Annotated in this window: 18 protein-coding genes; 8 read left to right on the forward strand and 10 right to left on the reverse strand. The window is 73.2% G+C overall.

The features are described from left to right. Positions 1-50: 50 nt before the first annotated feature. The 3 genes from SCATT_RS29365 to SCATT_RS29375 all read right to left on the reverse strand — a co-directional run bounded on the left by SCATT_RS29365 (position 51) and on the right by SCATT_RS29375 (position 1,459). On the reverse strand, positions 51-467 hold the full coding sequence (locus SCATT_RS29365) for an ATP-binding protein (protein ID WP_014151771.1): 417 nt from the start codon (positions 465-467) through the stop codon (positions 51-53). A 111-nt stretch (positions 468-578) separates the two neighbouring features. Then, positions 579-890: an STAS domain-containing protein gene (locus tag SCATT_RS29370; RefSeq protein ID WP_014151770.1), complete on the reverse strand. Its 312-nt coding sequence runs from the start codon at positions 888-890 to the stop codon at positions 579-581. 224 nt (positions 891-1,114) lie between these two features. Then, positions 1,115-1,459: a hypothetical protein gene (locus SCATT_RS29375; protein WP_014151769.1), complete on the reverse strand. Its 345-nt coding sequence runs from the start codon at positions 1,457-1,459 to the stop codon at positions 1,115-1,117. Between the two features lie 172 nt (positions 1,460-1,631). Here SCATT_RS29375 and SCATT_RS29380 point away from each other — a divergent pair, with 172 nt between their 5' ends. Further along, positions 1,632-2,066 (forward strand): HD domain-containing protein, encoded by a 435-nt coding sequence (locus SCATT_RS29380; RefSeq protein ID WP_014151768.1) that lies wholly within the window; start codon positions 1,632-1,634, stop codon positions 2,064-2,066. Beyond that, a complete protein-coding gene (locus tag SCATT_RS39870; RefSeq protein ID WP_014626774.1) occupies positions 2,042-2,227 on the forward strand; it encodes a hypothetical protein in 186 nt (61 codons plus the stop codon). The genes SCATT_RS29380 and SCATT_RS39870 overlap by 25 nt, the downstream gene beginning before the upstream one ends. A 13-nt stretch (positions 2,228-2,240) precedes the next feature. On the opposite strand, the gene SCATT_RS29390 is transcribed toward SCATT_RS39870, so the two are convergent. Then, positions 2,241-3,425, reverse strand: a complete 1,185-nt coding sequence (locus tag SCATT_RS29390; protein WP_014151766.1) for a cytochrome P450 — start codon at positions 3,423-3,425, stop codon at positions 2,241-2,243. A gap of 138 nt (positions 3,426-3,563) precedes the next feature. On the opposite strand from SCATT_RS29390, the gene SCATT_RS29395 reads away from it, so the two are divergent. Beyond that, positions 3,564-4,175 carry a TetR/AcrR family transcriptional regulator gene (locus tag SCATT_RS29395; protein WP_014151765.1) on the forward strand — a complete coding sequence of 204 codons (612 nt, stop codon included), beginning with the start codon at positions 3,564-3,566 and terminating at the stop codon, positions 4,173-4,175. Positions 4,176-4,361: 186 nt separating this feature from the next. Beyond that, the gene (locus SCATT_RS29400) at positions 4,362-6,503 is read left to right on the forward strand and encodes a SpoIIE family protein phosphatase (RefSeq protein WP_014151764.1); all 2,142 of its coding nucleotides are present in this window, start codon (positions 4,362-4,364) and stop codon (positions 6,501-6,503) included. A gap of 7 nt (positions 6,504-6,510) precedes the next feature. Here SCATT_RS29400 and SCATT_RS29405 read toward each other — a convergent pair whose 3' ends face one another. Both SCATT_RS29405 and SCATT_RS29410 read right to left on the reverse strand, forming a co-directional pair. After that, positions 6,511-7,311 carry a rhomboid family intramembrane serine protease gene (locus SCATT_RS29405; protein ID WP_014151763.1) on the reverse strand — a complete coding sequence of 267 codons (801 nt, stop codon included), beginning with the start codon at positions 7,309-7,311 and terminating at the stop codon, positions 6,511-6,513. A gap of 201 nt (positions 7,312-7,512) precedes the next feature. Further along, positions 7,513-7,770: a hypothetical protein gene (locus tag SCATT_RS29410; RefSeq protein WP_014151762.1), complete on the reverse strand. Its 258-nt coding sequence runs from the start codon at positions 7,768-7,770 to the stop codon at positions 7,513-7,515. A gap of 303 nt (positions 7,771-8,073) precedes the next feature. Here SCATT_RS29410 and lepB point away from each other — a divergent pair, with 303 nt between their 5' ends. Next, positions 8,074-8,781 (forward strand): signal peptidase I, encoded by a 708-nt coding sequence (gene lepB / locus SCATT_RS29415; RefSeq protein ID WP_231904992.1) that lies wholly within the window; start codon positions 8,074-8,076, stop codon positions 8,779-8,781. 167 nt (positions 8,782-8,948) lie between these two features. Continuing rightward, positions 8,949-9,602 carry a DUF4360 domain-containing protein gene (locus tag SCATT_RS29420; protein ID WP_014151760.1) on the forward strand — a complete coding sequence of 218 codons (654 nt, stop codon included), beginning with the start codon at positions 8,949-8,951 and terminating at the stop codon, positions 9,600-9,602. 62 nt (positions 9,603-9,664) lie between these two features. Here SCATT_RS29420 and SCATT_RS29425 read toward each other — a convergent pair whose 3' ends face one another. Both SCATT_RS29425 and SCATT_RS29430 read right to left on the reverse strand, forming a co-directional pair. Further along, on the reverse strand, positions 9,665-10,243 hold the full coding sequence (locus SCATT_RS29425) for an NADPH-dependent FMN reductase (RefSeq protein WP_014151759.1): 579 nt from the start codon (positions 10,241-10,243) through the stop codon (positions 9,665-9,667). Between the two features lie 228 nt (positions 10,244-10,471). Then, positions 10,472-11,065 carry a hypothetical protein gene (locus SCATT_RS29430; RefSeq protein WP_014151758.1) on the reverse strand — a complete coding sequence of 198 codons (594 nt, stop codon included), beginning with the start codon at positions 11,063-11,065 and terminating at the stop codon, positions 10,472-10,474. 368 nt (positions 11,066-11,433) lie between these two features. On the opposite strand from SCATT_RS29430, the gene SCATT_RS29435 reads away from it, so the two are divergent. Further along, on the forward strand, positions 11,434-11,628 hold the full coding sequence (locus SCATT_RS29435; protein WP_014151756.1) for a DUF1918 domain-containing protein: 195 nt from the start codon (positions 11,434-11,436) through the stop codon (positions 11,626-11,628). A 65-nt stretch (positions 11,629-11,693) separates the two neighbouring features. Here SCATT_RS29435 and SCATT_RS29440 read toward each other — a convergent pair whose 3' ends face one another. Then, positions 11,694-13,229, reverse strand: coding sequence for an FAD-dependent monooxygenase (locus SCATT_RS29440; RefSeq protein ID WP_014151755.1), 1,536 nt, complete (start codon positions 13,227-13,229; stop codon positions 11,694-11,696). Positions 13,230-13,378: 149 nt separating this feature from the next. On the opposite strand from SCATT_RS29440, the gene SCATT_RS29445 reads away from it, so the two are divergent. Further along, complete coding sequence (locus SCATT_RS29445) at positions 13,379-14,059, forward strand: TetR/AcrR family transcriptional regulator (RefSeq protein WP_014151754.1); 681 nt, start codon at positions 13,379-13,381, stop codon at positions 14,057-14,059. 7 nt (positions 14,060-14,066) lie between these two features. On the opposite strand, the gene SCATT_RS29450 is transcribed toward SCATT_RS29445, so the two are convergent. Continuing rightward, positions 14,067-14,828, reverse strand: coding sequence for an SDR family oxidoreductase (locus tag SCATT_RS29450; protein WP_014151753.1), 762 nt, complete (start codon positions 14,826-14,828; stop codon positions 14,067-14,069). Positions 14,829-14,954: the final 126 nt, after the last annotated feature.

Below are 14,954 nucleotides of genomic sequence, written 5' to 3' on the forward strand. Positions count from 1 at the left end.
TCAACGATCCAAGGGCCCGGACGTTGCCGTCGCGTCGGACACGCCCCCGTTCACCACGGCAGCAGCGCCCGGATCTCCTTGCCGTCCGGTCGCGTCAGGACGCGCACGTCGATGCTGACCTGACGCACCAGCGGCCAGCCGAAGCCGCCGGTTCCGGTGGCCAGGTCGGGCGGCCGGGGCCGGGGCACCACGGTGCTGGTGTCGCCGACCGTGACCTCGACGCCGTCGGGCGCCGGGCGCAGGCACACGGTGAGCGGGCCGGGCGCGTGGCGCACGGCGTTGGTCACCAGCTCCGAGACGGCCAGAAGGATGTCGTCCCGGCAGGTGGCGCCGGTCGGTGGGCGGGTACGGGCGAGGGCGCTGAGGAAGTCGGCGGCGCGGTCGCGGGCCCGGCCGATACAGTCGGCCGTTCCCTCGAACTCGACCCGCAGATCCGGCACTTCCCGGCCCTGGGTCATCAGTTCCATGATCCGGTTCCTGATCCCGAAGGCTACGTCTGCTCCCTCACGCCTGCCCGCTGCGGCGCCCGCTACCCCACCGCCGGCGTACCCGGGCGTTCACCACGGGCTGACGCCGCGTCAACCGTCCTGGCCGAACATCCCTTCCAGCCGGACGAGTTGGAACAACCGGGCAGGCTGGCCGCACACCGCGCTCAGCGTGAGCCGTCCGTGGTGGGCGAGGGCGCGGTGGTGGAGGGTGATCAGCGCGTGCAGTCCTGCGGAGTCCATGAAGCCCACCCGGGACAGGTCCACCGTGACGTCCCGCCACGCCCCGTCGGCGTTCTCCAGGGCCTGTACGAGGGCGGGGGCGGTGTCGAAGTCGACCTCCCCGCACGGGCGGATCACCACGGTGCCGGGGCGGCGGCTGACGGTGACGGACAAAGCGTGCATGGCTTCGGCCCCCTTCCTGGAAATGCGCCACGGGCCGAGCCGGCCGGTCACACCCGGGTGCGCGCCCGAGGGGGCGTGCGACCCGCGTCCGCCGCACGGCGCGCGGGAACCGGCCGAGTCCTACCACCGTCACACATCCGCCTCCCCGACGCCACCCCCGGCGACGCATGGTGACGGACGCCTCCCGCGCGGGAGGCGGGGCGCCAGGTCGCCGCCGGACCGCGTCAGGCGTCGGTCCACAGGTCGCAGCCGCCGGCCCGGACGCGGAAGCGTTCCCGCAGCGCGGCGGCGGCCTGGGCGCGGGGGACGGCGAGGTGGAGGTCGGCGGCGGCGCGGCGCTGGACGTCCGCCACGGTGACCGCCGGCCGGTCGTGGCCCTCGCCGACGGCGCGGCGGGCCGCCGTGATCGCCCGGTCGGCCGCCGCCTCCAGATCGCGCCGCCGGTGGCGTACCGCCGCCGGTCCGTCGGCCCGCGCCTGCCTGCGGTCCGCCCGCCACGCCTGCGCCGCGGCGAACCCCAGCACCACGAAAGCGCCCCCCGCGACCATGTCCCCCGCGTCCGGAACCATCGTCCGTCCTCCGTCTCCTCGTCCGGCCTCGCCACGGACCGGGCGGCGCCGGGTCCGTGCCGTCCCGCCTACCCGGCCTCACCGGCGATGACGCCTGCGGTGAGCCCTCCGGTTGCCGCCGGACCTAAGGTGGTCCGGGTCCGTACCGTCCGTGTCCTGCCGAGGTGCCGTCATGGTCGACATCCCGCACGAGAAGTTCGACTTCGTCCGCCACACCGCCCGGTTGCGGGAGGTCGTCCGGCACAACAACGCCACGGCAGGCCGCAAGGAGAGCGTGGCCGAGCACTCCTGGCATCTGGCGATGACCAGTTGGATCCTCCACCGCGATTTCGAGCGCGAGTCGGGGCACCGGCTCGATCTGGCGAGGATGCTCAAGATGTGCCTGATGCACGACCTGGTGGAGATCGACGCGGGAGATCCGTCGGCGTGGGACGGCGAGGGCAAGGCGGACAAGGCGCGGATCGAGGAGGAGGCCGCCCGGCGGCGTTTCGCGGATCTGCCGGACGGGCTGGGCGACGAACTCCTCGCGCTGTGGCACGAGTACGAGGCGGGGCCACCCCTGAGGCCCGGCTGGTGCGTGGCGTGGACCGGCTCAACCCGGCGCTGATGCGGCTGCTGACCGGTCAGGGCTGGGCGGACGTGGGCGCCGACGCGGACGCGCTGGACCGCCTCCAACTCCCGCGCGTCCAGGTCAGCGAGGTCCTCACCGCCCTCTACCGCGAGGTGCGGGACGCCGCGGTGGAACGGGGGCTGCTCGCGGCCGACTGACCCCGCGCGCCGCTCAGCCGCCGGTCCAGGTCACCGGCAGCGCGTGGACGCCGTGGATGACCATGTCGCTGCGGAGCGGCACCTGTTCGGGCGGCACCGCGAGCCGCAGGCCAGGGAAGCGCCGGAAGAGCGCCGGGAAGGCGACCCGCAGCTCCACCCGGGCGAGTTGCTGGCCGAGGCACTGGTGGACGCCGTGCCCGAAGGCGAGATGGCCACCGGCCGCCCGGCCGAGGTCGAGGGTCTCCGGGTCGGCGTACCGCCCGGGGTCCCGGTTGCCGCCGGGCAGCGAGAGCAGCACCGTCTCGCCCGCCGCGATCCGCACGCCGGCCACCTCCACGTCCTCCAGGGCGACCCGGACAGTGCCGGGCACCACCGGCAGGTAGCGCAGGAGTTCCTCGACGGCGGCGTCGATCCGGGCCGGGTCGGTGATCGCCGGGATCTGCCCGGGGTGGGTCAGCAGCGCGAAGGCGCCGAGCGCCAGGACGTTGGCGGTGGTGTCGAAGCCCGCGCCGAGCAACAGGAAGGCCAGGTTGGCCAGTTCCTCGTCGGTGAGGTGGCCGGCGTCGGCCACGAGGCCGCCGAGGACGTCGTCGGTGGGCGCGGCGCGTTTGTCGCGCACCAGGTCGCGCAGGTAGGCGGCGATGTCGTCCACCGCCCGCCGCCGGTCCGGCGCCGTGATGTCGCGGCGGCTCATCCGGGCGACCTCGCGCTGGAAGTGGTCGCGGTATCCGGCGGGGACGCCGAGGAGTTCGCAGATGACGAGGGCGGGCACCGGCGCGGTGTAGGCGGGCACCAGGTCGGCCGGGGGGCCGGCCGCGGCCAGGCGGTCGAGGTGTTCCTCGGCGATCCGCTCGACGCGGTCGGTCAGCCGCCGCATGCGGCGCACCGTGAACTGACCGGTGAGCAGGCGGCGGTAGCGGGTGTGGTCGGGCGGGTCCATCGCGATGAACATCCCGGGCCTGGCGGGTTCGGCGGGGGCGTCCTGGTAGGGGTTGCGGCGCAGTTCGGAGCGGGCGCTGAACCGCGGGTCGGCGAGGATCGCGCGGATGGCCGGGTATCCGACGGCCACCCAGCCGGAGGTGCCGTCCGGGTAGCGCGTCCGGAAGACCGGCTCGCGCGGGTCGCCCCGTCCTGCGGTGACCGGGGGGTCGAACGGGCCGGGGACGGCCGTCGGAGGGGTCGGGGGGTCTGTTCGCATCACGGTGTCCTCACCCCGCGGGCGCCGGGTCCGCGGTGGGTTGCGTGGGGGCGGCGACGTGCCACCACCCTGAGCTAAAGTTATATCGAGTGTAAACATGCAGGGAAGGTAACCATCCTCTCCATGTAAGGTGATCCCGTGGAGGAGTCCCGGCGGGAACGCAAGAAGCGGCAGACCAGACAGCTGATCGTGGAGACGGCGATGCGCCTCTTCGCCGAGCAGGGGTACGAGCGGACCACCGTGGCTCAGATCGCCGCCGCCGCGGACGTGGCCACGAAGACCTTCTTCAACCACTTCCCCAGCAAGGAGGACGTGCTCCTCTCGGACACCCGGACGGGCAACGCCATCGCCCTGGAGGTGATCGCCGAGCGCCGCCCCGACGAGAGCGTCCCCGACCTGCTCACCCGCGCCTACGCCCGGATGGAGGCCGCCTACCGGGCCGACGGGCCCGCCGCGCACTCCCCCGCGCTGATGGAGCTGCACACCCGGCTGCTGACGACGGTCCCCGCGCTCCAGGCGAAGGCGCTGCGGCTCGTCTTCCACCAGCAGAAGGAGATCGCCGACGCCCTGCACCGGGCGTACCCGGACCAGCTCGACCCGGTGAGCGCCGCCGCGGTGGTCGGAGCCCTGGTCGGCGCCACCCAGGCGGCGGCGCTGCGGAGCCTGGAGGCGGGCGACACGGCCGAGGAGTTCTGGGCGGCCATGCGCCGCGCCGTCGACATCGCCCTGCACGGCTTGCGGACCGGGTGACCGCCGGCTCCTCGTGCCGACCCGGCGCCGCGGGCATATCGTCCAGGTATGCGAGGTTGCCTGCCGCATGTGGGGTGAGTCCGCGCCGCCGGACCGTACGGACGCCGGCGGTCCCCGCGCCCCGGCCGACCGCACCGTGGCCGGGGCGGGGTGCGCGGTGTGCCGCCGGACCGCCGGGAGGCCCCGGTGACCGGGGACCCCGGGCAGAGCGACGACGCGGCGCTCGACGAGGCGCTGGCCGCCACGGTACGCCGCACCGGCGCCTGGGCCGGCGGCGTCTACGTCCTCTCCCCGGACGAGCCGACGCTGGAGCTGGTGGTCATGTCCGGCCTGCCGGAGGCGGCTTCCACGCCGTGGTGGCGGGTGCCGGTGAGCGGCAGCGGTCCGGTGTCGGAGTCGGTGCGCGAGGACCGGCTGGTATGGGTGGGCAGCCAGGAGGACATGGTCCGCCGCTATCCGCGGACCGCCGCCGCGATGCCCTACCGCCTCGCGCTGGCGGCCACCCCGATCAGGGACGCCCAACGCTGCCGGGGCACCCTGCTGCTGCTGTGGCCGGCCACCCATCCGCCGACGCTCACCCGGCGGGAACGTGGCCGGGTCACCTCCAGCGCCCGGCGCCTCGGCCAGGTGCTGGACGAGTCCGTCCGGCCGCCCGCCCCGTCGCCGTCCGGCCGCCCCCGCGTCATCACCGTCCACCCCTCCGGAACCGGGGCCGACCGGTCCGGGCTGGCCGCCGCCGACCTGCTCGAACGCCTCCCCCTCGGGGCGATCGCGCTCGACCTGGAGGGCCGGGTCACCTTCGTCAACGCCGCCGCGGCCGGCCTGCTCGGCAGCAGCCCCGGCCAACTGCTCGGCACCCAGCCGTGGCACTCCCTGCCCTGGCTGGACGACCCGGTGTACGAGGAGCACTACCGCACCGCCGTGCTCAGCCGCGAACCCGTCGGCTACCACGTGCTGCGTCCGCCCGACCGGTGGCTGGACTTCCGGCTCTACCCCGACGACAGCGGGATCAGCGCGCTGATCACCCCGCACGGCGAGCCCGTCGGCCCGCCCGACCCCGCCGCCCGGCAGGCCCACCCGCACCCGCACTCCGCGGCCATGTCACCCGCCGGCCCCGGACGCATCCACCAGCTCATGCACCTGGCGGCGGCGCTCACCGAGACGGTGGGCGTACGGGACGTGGTCGACCTCGTCGCCGACCAGATCGTGCCCGCCTTCGGAGCGCAGGGCATGGTGGTCTCCATCGCCGACGCCGGACGGCTGCGCATCGCCGGTTACCTCGACTACCCGTCCCACCTGATCGAACGCCTCGACGGACTGCCGCTGGGCACCGGCGTCACCCCGGTCGGCGAGGTGATGGCCACCGGTGTCCCCGCCTTCTTCGGCAGCCGGGAGGAGCTGGCCCGCGACCACCCCCGGGCGGTGTCGCTCAGCGACAAGCAGGCGTGGGCGTTCCTCCCGCTGACCGTCTCCGGCCGGAGCGTCGGCTGCTGCGTGCTCTCCTACCGCGCCCCGCACCGCTTCACCGCCGACGAGCGGGCGGTCCTCACCCCGCTCGCCGCGCTCGTCGCCCAGGCCCTGGACCGGGCCCGGCTCTACGACGCCAAGCACGACCTCGCGCACGGGCTGCAACAGGCCCTGCTGCCCCGCGCGCTGCCCGACGTCACCGCGCTGGAGGTGGCCGCCCGCTACCTGCCCGCCACCCACGGCATGGACATCGGCGGCGACTTCTACGACCTGATCCGGCTCGGCGACACCACCGCCGCGGCGATCATCGGCGACGTCCAGGGACACAACGTGACCGCCGCCGCCGTCATGGGCCAGGTGCGTACCGCCGTGCACGCCCACGCCACCGCGGGCGAGTCCCCCGACCAGGTGCTCGCCTGCACCAACCGGGTGCTGGCCGACTTCCGCACCGACCTCTTCGTCTCCTGCCTCTACGCCCATCTCGACCTGGCCGGCCGCCGGGTCAGCCTGGCCAGCGCCGGACACCCCGCGCCGCTGCTGCGTTCGCCCGGTCCGCCGCCGCACACCCGGGTCCTCGACGTCGAACCCGGCCTCCCGCTGGGCATCGGCATCGACACCCCGTACCCGGTCACCACCGCGTCGCTGCCGCCCGGGGCGGTCCTCGCCCTCTACACGGACGGACTGGTGGAGACCCGGGGCCGGGACCTGACCGAGACCACCGAGGCCGTCGCCCGGCACCTGACCGACACCGGCGACCGGCCGCTGGACCAGCTCATCGACGGCCTGATCCGGCACACCTGGCCCACCGGGCAGCACACCGACGACATCGCCGTCCTGCTGCTGCGTACCCGGACGGCCTGACCGGGGCTCACCACCGGGACGCGAGACCCGGGCGCGGCGGCGGCCGTCGGGTGCCCCCGCGCAGCGGCACCGCCAACAGGGCACCGACCACGAACCCCGCCACATGCGCCAGGTAGGCGACGGTCCCGGCCCCGGAGAGCCCGTAACCGGCCGAGTAGAACGCCTGGAGCACGAACCACAGGCCGAGCACCACCCAGGCCGGCAGCCGCAACGGGATGAAGAACAGGAAGGGCACCAGGCTCCACACCCGCGCCCGCGGATAGAGCACCAGGTAGGCGCCGAGCACCCCGGCGATCGCCCCCGAGGCGCCCACCAGCGGGGTGGCCGAGTCCGCGTCGGCGAGCGCGAACCCGTACGCCGCCGCGTATCCGCAGAGCAGGTAGAAGCCGAGGTAGCGAAGGCGGCCGAGGCGGTCCTCGATGTTGTTGCCGAAGATCCACAGGAAGAGCATGTTGCCCAGCAGGTGGAGCCAGCTGGCGTGCACGAACATCGCGGTGAGCACCGACAGCGGCGGCGACTTGGTGTATCCCGGCGGTGCCAGCAGGCAGCCGGGGCCGCGCGGGCCGATGGCCGCCGTACCGGTGGGGACGAGCGACGGCACCGCGTCGTGGATCAGCTCGCGGGGCACCGCGCCCCAGTGCGCCATGAACGCCTGCGGCTGGCACAGCTCCACCGGTCCGGCCCCGCCCGCCGGTGACGTCACCGCGCCCGGCGTCCGCAGGAAGACCACGACGTTCGCGGCGATCAGCGCGTACGTCACCCACGGTGTGCGGCGCACCGGGTTGACGTCGTGTACCGGGATGACCACGTTGCCACCCTCCCCGTCATCCGCCGGAGCAAACCGGGGCCCGCCGGCCGTACGTCAACACGGCGTGCCCGCCGACCCGATGCCCACCCACGACCAGGACCAGGACCAGCCACGCCACGGTTCGCTTCCTCACTCGCCGCCGGCCTCGGCCCCCTTCCGCCCAGTCGACCACGCCCGCCGCGCCCTCGCACCCGGACGGACTCAGGTCCTGTCGTCCGGGCGTTCCAGGCCGCTGCCGTACTCCACGAAGACCGGGCCGCACTTCATGCAGCGCCAGTGGCCGGAGCCGTCGGAGTAGGCGGCGCAGGGGCACTGGGGGCAGGAGACCATGGAGATCTGCGGGAAGTCCGGCGCGACGATGCGGAACTGGGGGCGCGCCCAGTAGGCCGGGTCCTCGTTGGACAGGCCGTCGTGCGTGGCCGGCCCCGGCTCCGCCGTCTCCTCGTCGGACCCGTTCATGACGTCGCTCCGCACTTGGGGTTGGTGCATACGTACTCCCGGCCGTTCCAGACCATCGTGGACCCGCACGTACCACAACTGATGGCGTCCCGCGGCGACACGCCCGATCCGGCCATTGCGCCCTCCCCCCTCAGCCGTGCCCGCGCGGGGCGGGGCCTACACCCGCCGGGCACGTCCGCATTGTCGGCGCGTACCGTCGCGGAGGCAACCTCGCGGGAACCCGCGTGCGTTGGTGTTGGGTGGAGGCTCCCGCGCGCAGGACCGGGGCCTGCCGGGAACGAGGAGTGGAGCGTGGCGGACGTGGTGACCGGGCGGTCGGCGGGGCGTGCCCCGGGCAACGGCAAGCGGACGAGGCAGCGGATGCCGTGGTGGAAGGAGCTGCCGATCCTGGTCGTCATCGCCCTGGTGCTGGCGTTGGTGATCAAGTCGTTCTTCGTGCAGGCGTTCTCGATCCCGTCCGGTTCGATGCAGAACACGCTGCAACTGGGCGACCGGGTGCTGGTCGACAAGTTGACCCCGTGGTTCGGGGCCAAGCCGCAGCGGGGCGAGGTGGTGGTCTTCCGCGACCCGGACAACTGGCTGGCCGATGAGCCGACACCGCATCAGAACGCGTTCCAGAAGACCCTGAGCTTCCTCGGGATCCTGCCCGCCGCCGATGAGAAGGACCTGATCAAGCGGGTCATCGCGGTCGGCGGCGACACCGTGGAGTGCTCCGGCACCGGTCCGGTGAAGGTCAACGGCCGGGCGCTGGACGAGCCGTACGTGTTTCCCGGGAACACCCCGTGCAGCGACGACCTCCAGGGCGGCCGGTTCAAGGTCATCGTGCCCAAGGGCATGATCTGGGTGATGGGCGACCACCGCCAGCTCTCCGCCGACTCCCGTTACCACCAGCGCGACCGCAACCACGGTTTCGTCCCGGAGGGCAACGTCGTCGGGCGTGCCTTCGTGGTGGCCTGGCCGGTCGGCCGGTGGGGGACGCTGCCGGTTCCGCCGACGTTCGCCGGGCGCTGAGGGCGGCGGACGGCCGGGGTCGATGGACGAAACCGGCCGGCCTGTCCAACTTTCCTGGAATCGGCCGAAGCTGACCTGTCGGTGCCGGTGCCGCGGTGGTGGCATGGGGGCCGCGGGGCGCCGGAGCGCGGCCCGCGGCCATCCCCCCATGTCCGAAAGGGATCTCCATGCTCAGACCCCTGTTCGTCGGTGCCGCCGCGGCGGCCCTCGTCACCACGTGCTTCGCCCCCGCGGCGAATGCCTCGAAGATCGAGAACCCGCCGCCCGACAAGATCGTCATCGACCTGGTGACCGTCAACGGCTCGGGATGTCCGGCCGGAACGGCGGCGGTGGCGGTCTCCCCCGACAACACCGCCTTCACCGTCACCTACAGCGACTACCTCGCCAAGGTGGGCGTCGGCGCCTCACCCACCGACTTCCGCAAGAACTGCCAGCTCGACCTGGACGTCCACGTCCCGCAGGGCTTCACCTACGCGGTCGCCGAGGCCGACTACCGCGGCTTCGCGCACCTGGAGAACGGCGCCACCGGCCTGGAACGCGCCAACTACTACTTCCAGGGCATGCAGCAGACCGCGTACATCTCGCACGACTTCTCCGGCGCGCTCGACGACGACTGGCAGACCACCGACACCACGGACGTCGCCTCGCTGGTGTGGGCACCGTGCGGTGAGGAACGCAACTTCAACGTCAACACCGAGCTGCGGGTCGGCGCCGGCACCTCCGACCCGACGAAGACCACCAGCTTCATGACGATGGACTCCGCGGACGGTTCCATCACCACCACGTACCACCTGGCGTGGAAGCAGTGCCCCACGGCGTGACCCGGCACGAGGCGGGCGCTCGCGGTACGCCGCGGGCGCCCGCGGCACGGGCGGCCCGGCGGTCAGAGCGCGGGGCCGCCGCCCGGCGTACGCAGCGGGGCGAGCGCGGTGGTCCAGGCGACGACCTGGTCGAGCAGGGTGGTCAGCCCCGAGACGTGGTGTTCGTGCGGCCGGAAGACCTTGTAGCTCTCGAACTCGGTGAACATCGACAGCGTCACCTGCTGGCGTACGTCGGCCATCTGCAACTCACCCGCCACCAGCCGCAGTTGCTCCACGGCCCGGGTACCGCCGACGGAACCGTAGGAGACGAAGCCGACCGCCTTGTTGTTCCACTCCCGGTACAGGTAGTCGATGGCGTTCTTCAGCGCCCCGGGGATGCCGTGGTTGTACTCGGGGGTGACGATGACGTAGCCGTCGAACGAGGCGATCTTGGCCGACCACCGCTTGGTGTGTTCGTTGTGGTACTGCCCCAGCGAGGGCGGCAGCGGCTCGTCGAGGAGCGGCAACGGGTGGTCGCGCAGGTCCACCAGTTCGAACTGGGCGTCGGCCCGGCGGGAGGCCATCGCGTACGCCCAGGCGGCCACCTGCTCGCCGACGCGGTTGGGGCGGGTGCTGCCGAGGATGATGCCGATCCGGGTCAAGGTCTCTCCCACTCACGCGCTTCGCCGCGGGCGCCCCTGCCGCCGCGGACGCGCGCGGTCTGCGCGGGCCGCGGCCGTCGCCCGGGCACAGCGTGTCCCGGCGCGGGTCCGCACGGCGCCCATTACCCCGAAAGCGGCATGTCCCGCACGCTTTTCCGGGGAAGCGCACGGGACATCGCGGAAGGGCGGGAACGGCCTACGCGGCCGCGGTCGCGTGGGCCTCGGCGGTCACACCTGGGGGATCTTGTCGTTGCGGATGCATTCCTTGTCCGGCTTGGGGGCGACGATGTCCCACAGGCACAGGACGGGGATCACCGCGTAGATCGTCTGCACCGGGCGTCCGCACGCCGGGAGCTTTTCGGACTTGTCGATCAGCCCCAGCGCCCACACCGGGTCGAGATAGGGGAGAATGGCGTAGCCGCCACAGCATTCCTGCGGAATGACGTACCAGTACTGGGCCTTCGCCTCCTTGTCGTCCGGGTGGTCCTCGATCTTCTTCCGCGGGGCCCAGACGATCCCCCCGCTGATGTCCGCGGGGTTGGCGCTCATCATGACCGGTGTGGTGTCCACCCGGTGCCCGGCGTCGTCGATCTGGAGGCTTTCGAAGGTGTAGAGGTTGTTCCCCTTGTGCTGCGCCCCCAGGTCCATGCGCAGGTAGTGGGCGTGGTGCTTGTCCAGGCCGTCGGCCGTGCTGATCGGGGTGGGGACGATCTGGAGGTCGCCGTCGCGCCGGGCGTAGCCGCCGGTGCCCTTGTGGACCAGGACGACCGGTTCTCCCTTCCTGATGGAATTGACGATGTCGTCGAGCGAATTCGAATGCATCGTTTCCCCTCCTGCCATATCGGCGCACGGTTGCACGAAAACACACCGTGGGTTTCTCGCGGGAACGGGGTGACAACCGGAACGCCGTATGGGCTTTTCATCGTTCCAGTGGGCTTCCCGGTTGATTCCCGGCACCGGAACCGGCAAGCGCACCGCCGTCCGGCTTCACCCGGACGAGCGATGCACGGGCAAGGCCGGATTCCACGGAGCACGCGGGGAGAACGGAGTCCGCGCGGGAAAGGCGGGACGGGAGTTGGCGGCGGCACCGGTGGGACGGACACCGGGTGCGTCGGGAGCGCCGAGGGGGTAGTGGTCATTCGGTGCCCGGATGCGGGTGACCCCAAGAGCAATCGAGTCGGAGGTTTTCCATGCGAGCATCGGTCGGCGACCGGATCCGGATCCACACCCGCGCCGTGGGGATGAAGGAACCCATCGGCGAGATCGTCGAGGTGCGCGGCGCCGACGGGGCGCCGCCGTACGTGGTCCGCTTCGACGACGGCCACGAGACGCTGATTTTCCCCGGACCGGACTGCGTGGTCGAGCCCCGGGCGATGCAGGGCTGACCCCGCCGGCGCCGTGCGGGTGACGCGCCGGGACGCCCGTCCGGCCACCCGCACGGCCGGACGGATCAGCCGCGGCCGGTGACGGCGGCCAGCACCTCGGTGAGGCGGGCGGTGTCCGCCGGGCCACGGGAGCGCCAGGCGATGAAGGCGTCCGGGCGCAGCAGGAGGACGCCGTCGGGTTGCAGCCCCATGGAGGCGGCGGTGGGCGCGTCGAGTTTCACGGCGCGCACCTCGGTGCCGAGCGCGGCGGCGGTCCGGCCGGCCGCCGCGCACCAGTCGTCGCCGGCCGGCCCGGTCAGGACGGCGAAGCGGGACCGGGGCAGGTAGACGGTGGAGACGTCGGCGCCGCCGAGGACGCGGTGCGGGACCCGGGATCCCGGCGCCGCGTCGAAGCAGGCTTCGACGTCCTCGGTGGAGGGCACCCGCACCACCGGGTCGATCACCGCCGAGGAGGCGTACCGGTGCCCCATCACCACCACGGAGGCGTTCCAGGCGCCGACCGCGCGGCGCTCCGCCACGGCCGCCGGGTCCCAGTGCAGCCGGGGGTCGTGCCAGCGCAACAGCGCCTGGCGGGTGACGAGTTGGGCGACGGCATGGCGTTCGTCGTGGTAGCTGTCGAGGAGCCGGTCCCCGGCCTGGCCGGAGTGGACCATGGCCAGCTTCCACGCCAGGTTGTGGGCGTCGGCCAGGCCGGTGTTGAGGCCGAAGGCACCGAGCGGCGAGACCGCCCGTGCGGCGTCGCCGACGAGGAACGCCCGGCCGCGGCGGAAGGTGTCGGCCATGCGCACGATGGCCCGCCACGGCAGCACGCTGACCACCTCCACGGGTATGTCGGCGCCGATCGCGGTGCGTACGGCCCGCGCGCAGCGCTCCGGGGAGGGCTCCGGTTCCGGGAAGACGACGTGCAGCACCCAGCGCCGTTCGCCCACGGCCAGCAGGATGCCGGGGGCGTCGGGGTGGGTGATCCGGGTCATCACGGGCATGGTGCCGAAGGCGCCCACGAGGTCGGCGTCGAAGAGGATGTTCATGGTGACGTCGCCGATCTCGCCCGGCCCGGTGGTGGTGACGCCCAGCGCGTCGCGCACCGTGCCGCGGATGCCGTCGGCGCCGATCAGATGGTCGGCGGTGACGACCCGTCCGTCGGAGAGCGTCACGGTGACCGCGTCGGCGTCCTGGGCGACGTCGGTGACGGCGACGCCGAACTCGACGGTGGCGCCGCGTTCGCGGGCGGCGGGCAGCAGCACGGCGTCGATGCGGTTCTGCGGGTAGTGGCCGTGCGGCACCTCGGGTGAGACGGCCGAGGCGGCCGGCGGTGCCGCGCGGCCGGACGGCGCCGGGGTACGGTCGATCTCGGCGACGGTGCGCGCCTCGGCCCGCCACAACTCGGCGGAGCGCACGGCCGCGGCGGCCATCTCGCGGCCGAGCCCGACCTCGTGGAAGAACTCGAGGGTGCGCGGGCTGATGCCGAGGGCCCGCGGGTGCTCCGACGGTGCCGGGCGGCGTTCGACGACCAGTGACGGCACGCCGTGGTGACCGAGGAAGACCGCCGTGGCCAGCCCGACGGTGCCGCCACCGGCGATGACGACGGGAACGTGAGACATGGGACCCCCTGGTGTGCGACGTGGAGTTCGCGGAGCGGGAACGGCGTTCCCACCGAGTGGGAACACTGTATCCGCTCGTTGGGAACACCGTACCCTCCGCGTACACTGTGCCCATGGAACCCCGATCCCGCCCAGCGACACTCGTGTGGATGCGTGAGCGCGAACGCGCCGTCCGTCCGCAGCTCAGCGAGGAGAAGATCGTGCGGTGCGCGATCGAGATGGCCGACGCGGACGGCATCGACGCGTTGTCCATGCGCCGCATCGCCACCCGGCTGGGCACCGGCACCACGTCGCTGTACCGCCACATCACCGGCAAGGAGGAGCTGATCGAGCTGATGGTCGACGCGGTCCACGGGGAGCACCCCGCGCCGGCCGCCACCGGGGACGACTGGCGGGCCCAACTGGCCGACGCGGCACGGGGCTTCCGCGCCGCGCTGCTGCGCCACCCCTGGCTCGCCCAGCAGGCGGCCCGGCGCCCCGCCCTCGGGCCCAACGTCGTCGCCCGCACCGACCGCGTCCTCGGCATCGCGGCCCTGGCCACCGACGACCCGACCCTCGCCGGCATGGTGGTCGAGCTGGTCAACACCTACGTCCTCGGGCACACCGGGGCCGAACTCGCCGAGTTGGAGGCGCAGCGCGCCACCGGCATGACCGAGAACGAGTGGCGCGAGTCGGTCGGCGTCTACGTACGGCAGGTCGTCGAATCGGGCCGCTATCCCCACTTCAACCGGCGCGTCCTCGAAGCGGACGACCCGGACGCGGACGCCCGCTTCGAGTTCGGCCTCCACTGCCTGCTCACCGGAATCGCCGCGCTGGTCGACCGCCGGTGAGCGCCGGTCACAGGGTGCGCAGCGCGCCGCCCTCGACGTGGATCATGCTGCCGGTGGTGTAGGAGGCCACCGGGGAGAGGACGACGGCGGCCAGGCGTCCGAACTCCTCGGGGGTGCCGTACCGGCGCAGCGGTATGTGCGCGGTGCGTGTCCGGCGGGTCCGCTCGGGGTCGTCGGTGGCCGCTTCGAGCCGGCTGAGGCGGTCGGTGGCGATGGAGCCGACGACGAAGCCGTTGACCCGGATGCCGCGCGGCCCGAGTTCGTCGGCGAGCGCCTTGGCGGCCATGGCGAGGCCGGGGCGCAGCCCGTTGGAGACGCCCATGCCGGGCCAGGGCGACTTCACCGACAGCGACAGGACGAAGCCGATCGACCCGCCCTCGGGGAGGACGGCGGCGGTGGCGCGGGCGATGCGCAGGGCACCGAGGAAGACCGACTCGAAGGAGTCGCGCCACTGCTGGTCGGTGATGTCCGAGACCTGCCCGGTCGGCGGCCCGCCGACGCTGATCAGCGCGCCGTCCAGCCGTCCGAAGTCACGCAGCGCGGTCTCCACCAGGCGGTCGGCGGTGTCCGCGGCGGCGTTGTCCGCGGCCACCCCGGCGGCGTGTTCCGGTCCGCCGAGCGCGGTGACGGTCTGAGCGACCGCGGCGGCGTCCCGCGAGGAGACCACCACCCGTGCCCCCTCCTCCCGCAGCACCCGCGCCGTCGCCAGCCCCAGCCCCTTGGTTCCCCCCGTCACCAGGAAGACCTTGTCGTTCACCATCAGATCCACGGATGCCACCTCACCAACGCTTCGAACATGTCGCGTCAACCTGCAACAAGGCAACGGCCGTTCACATTCCGATCGCCTGTCCCGCGATGTGGACACCCGCCGCGACCGCCGCCCCGCCGCCCCGCG

The organism is Streptantibioticus cattleyicolor NRRL 8057 = DSM 46488 (assembly GCF_000240165.1).
GTDB classification, from domain to species: Bacteria; Actinomycetota; Actinomycetes; order Streptomycetales; family Streptomycetaceae; genus Streptantibioticus; species Streptantibioticus cattleyicolor.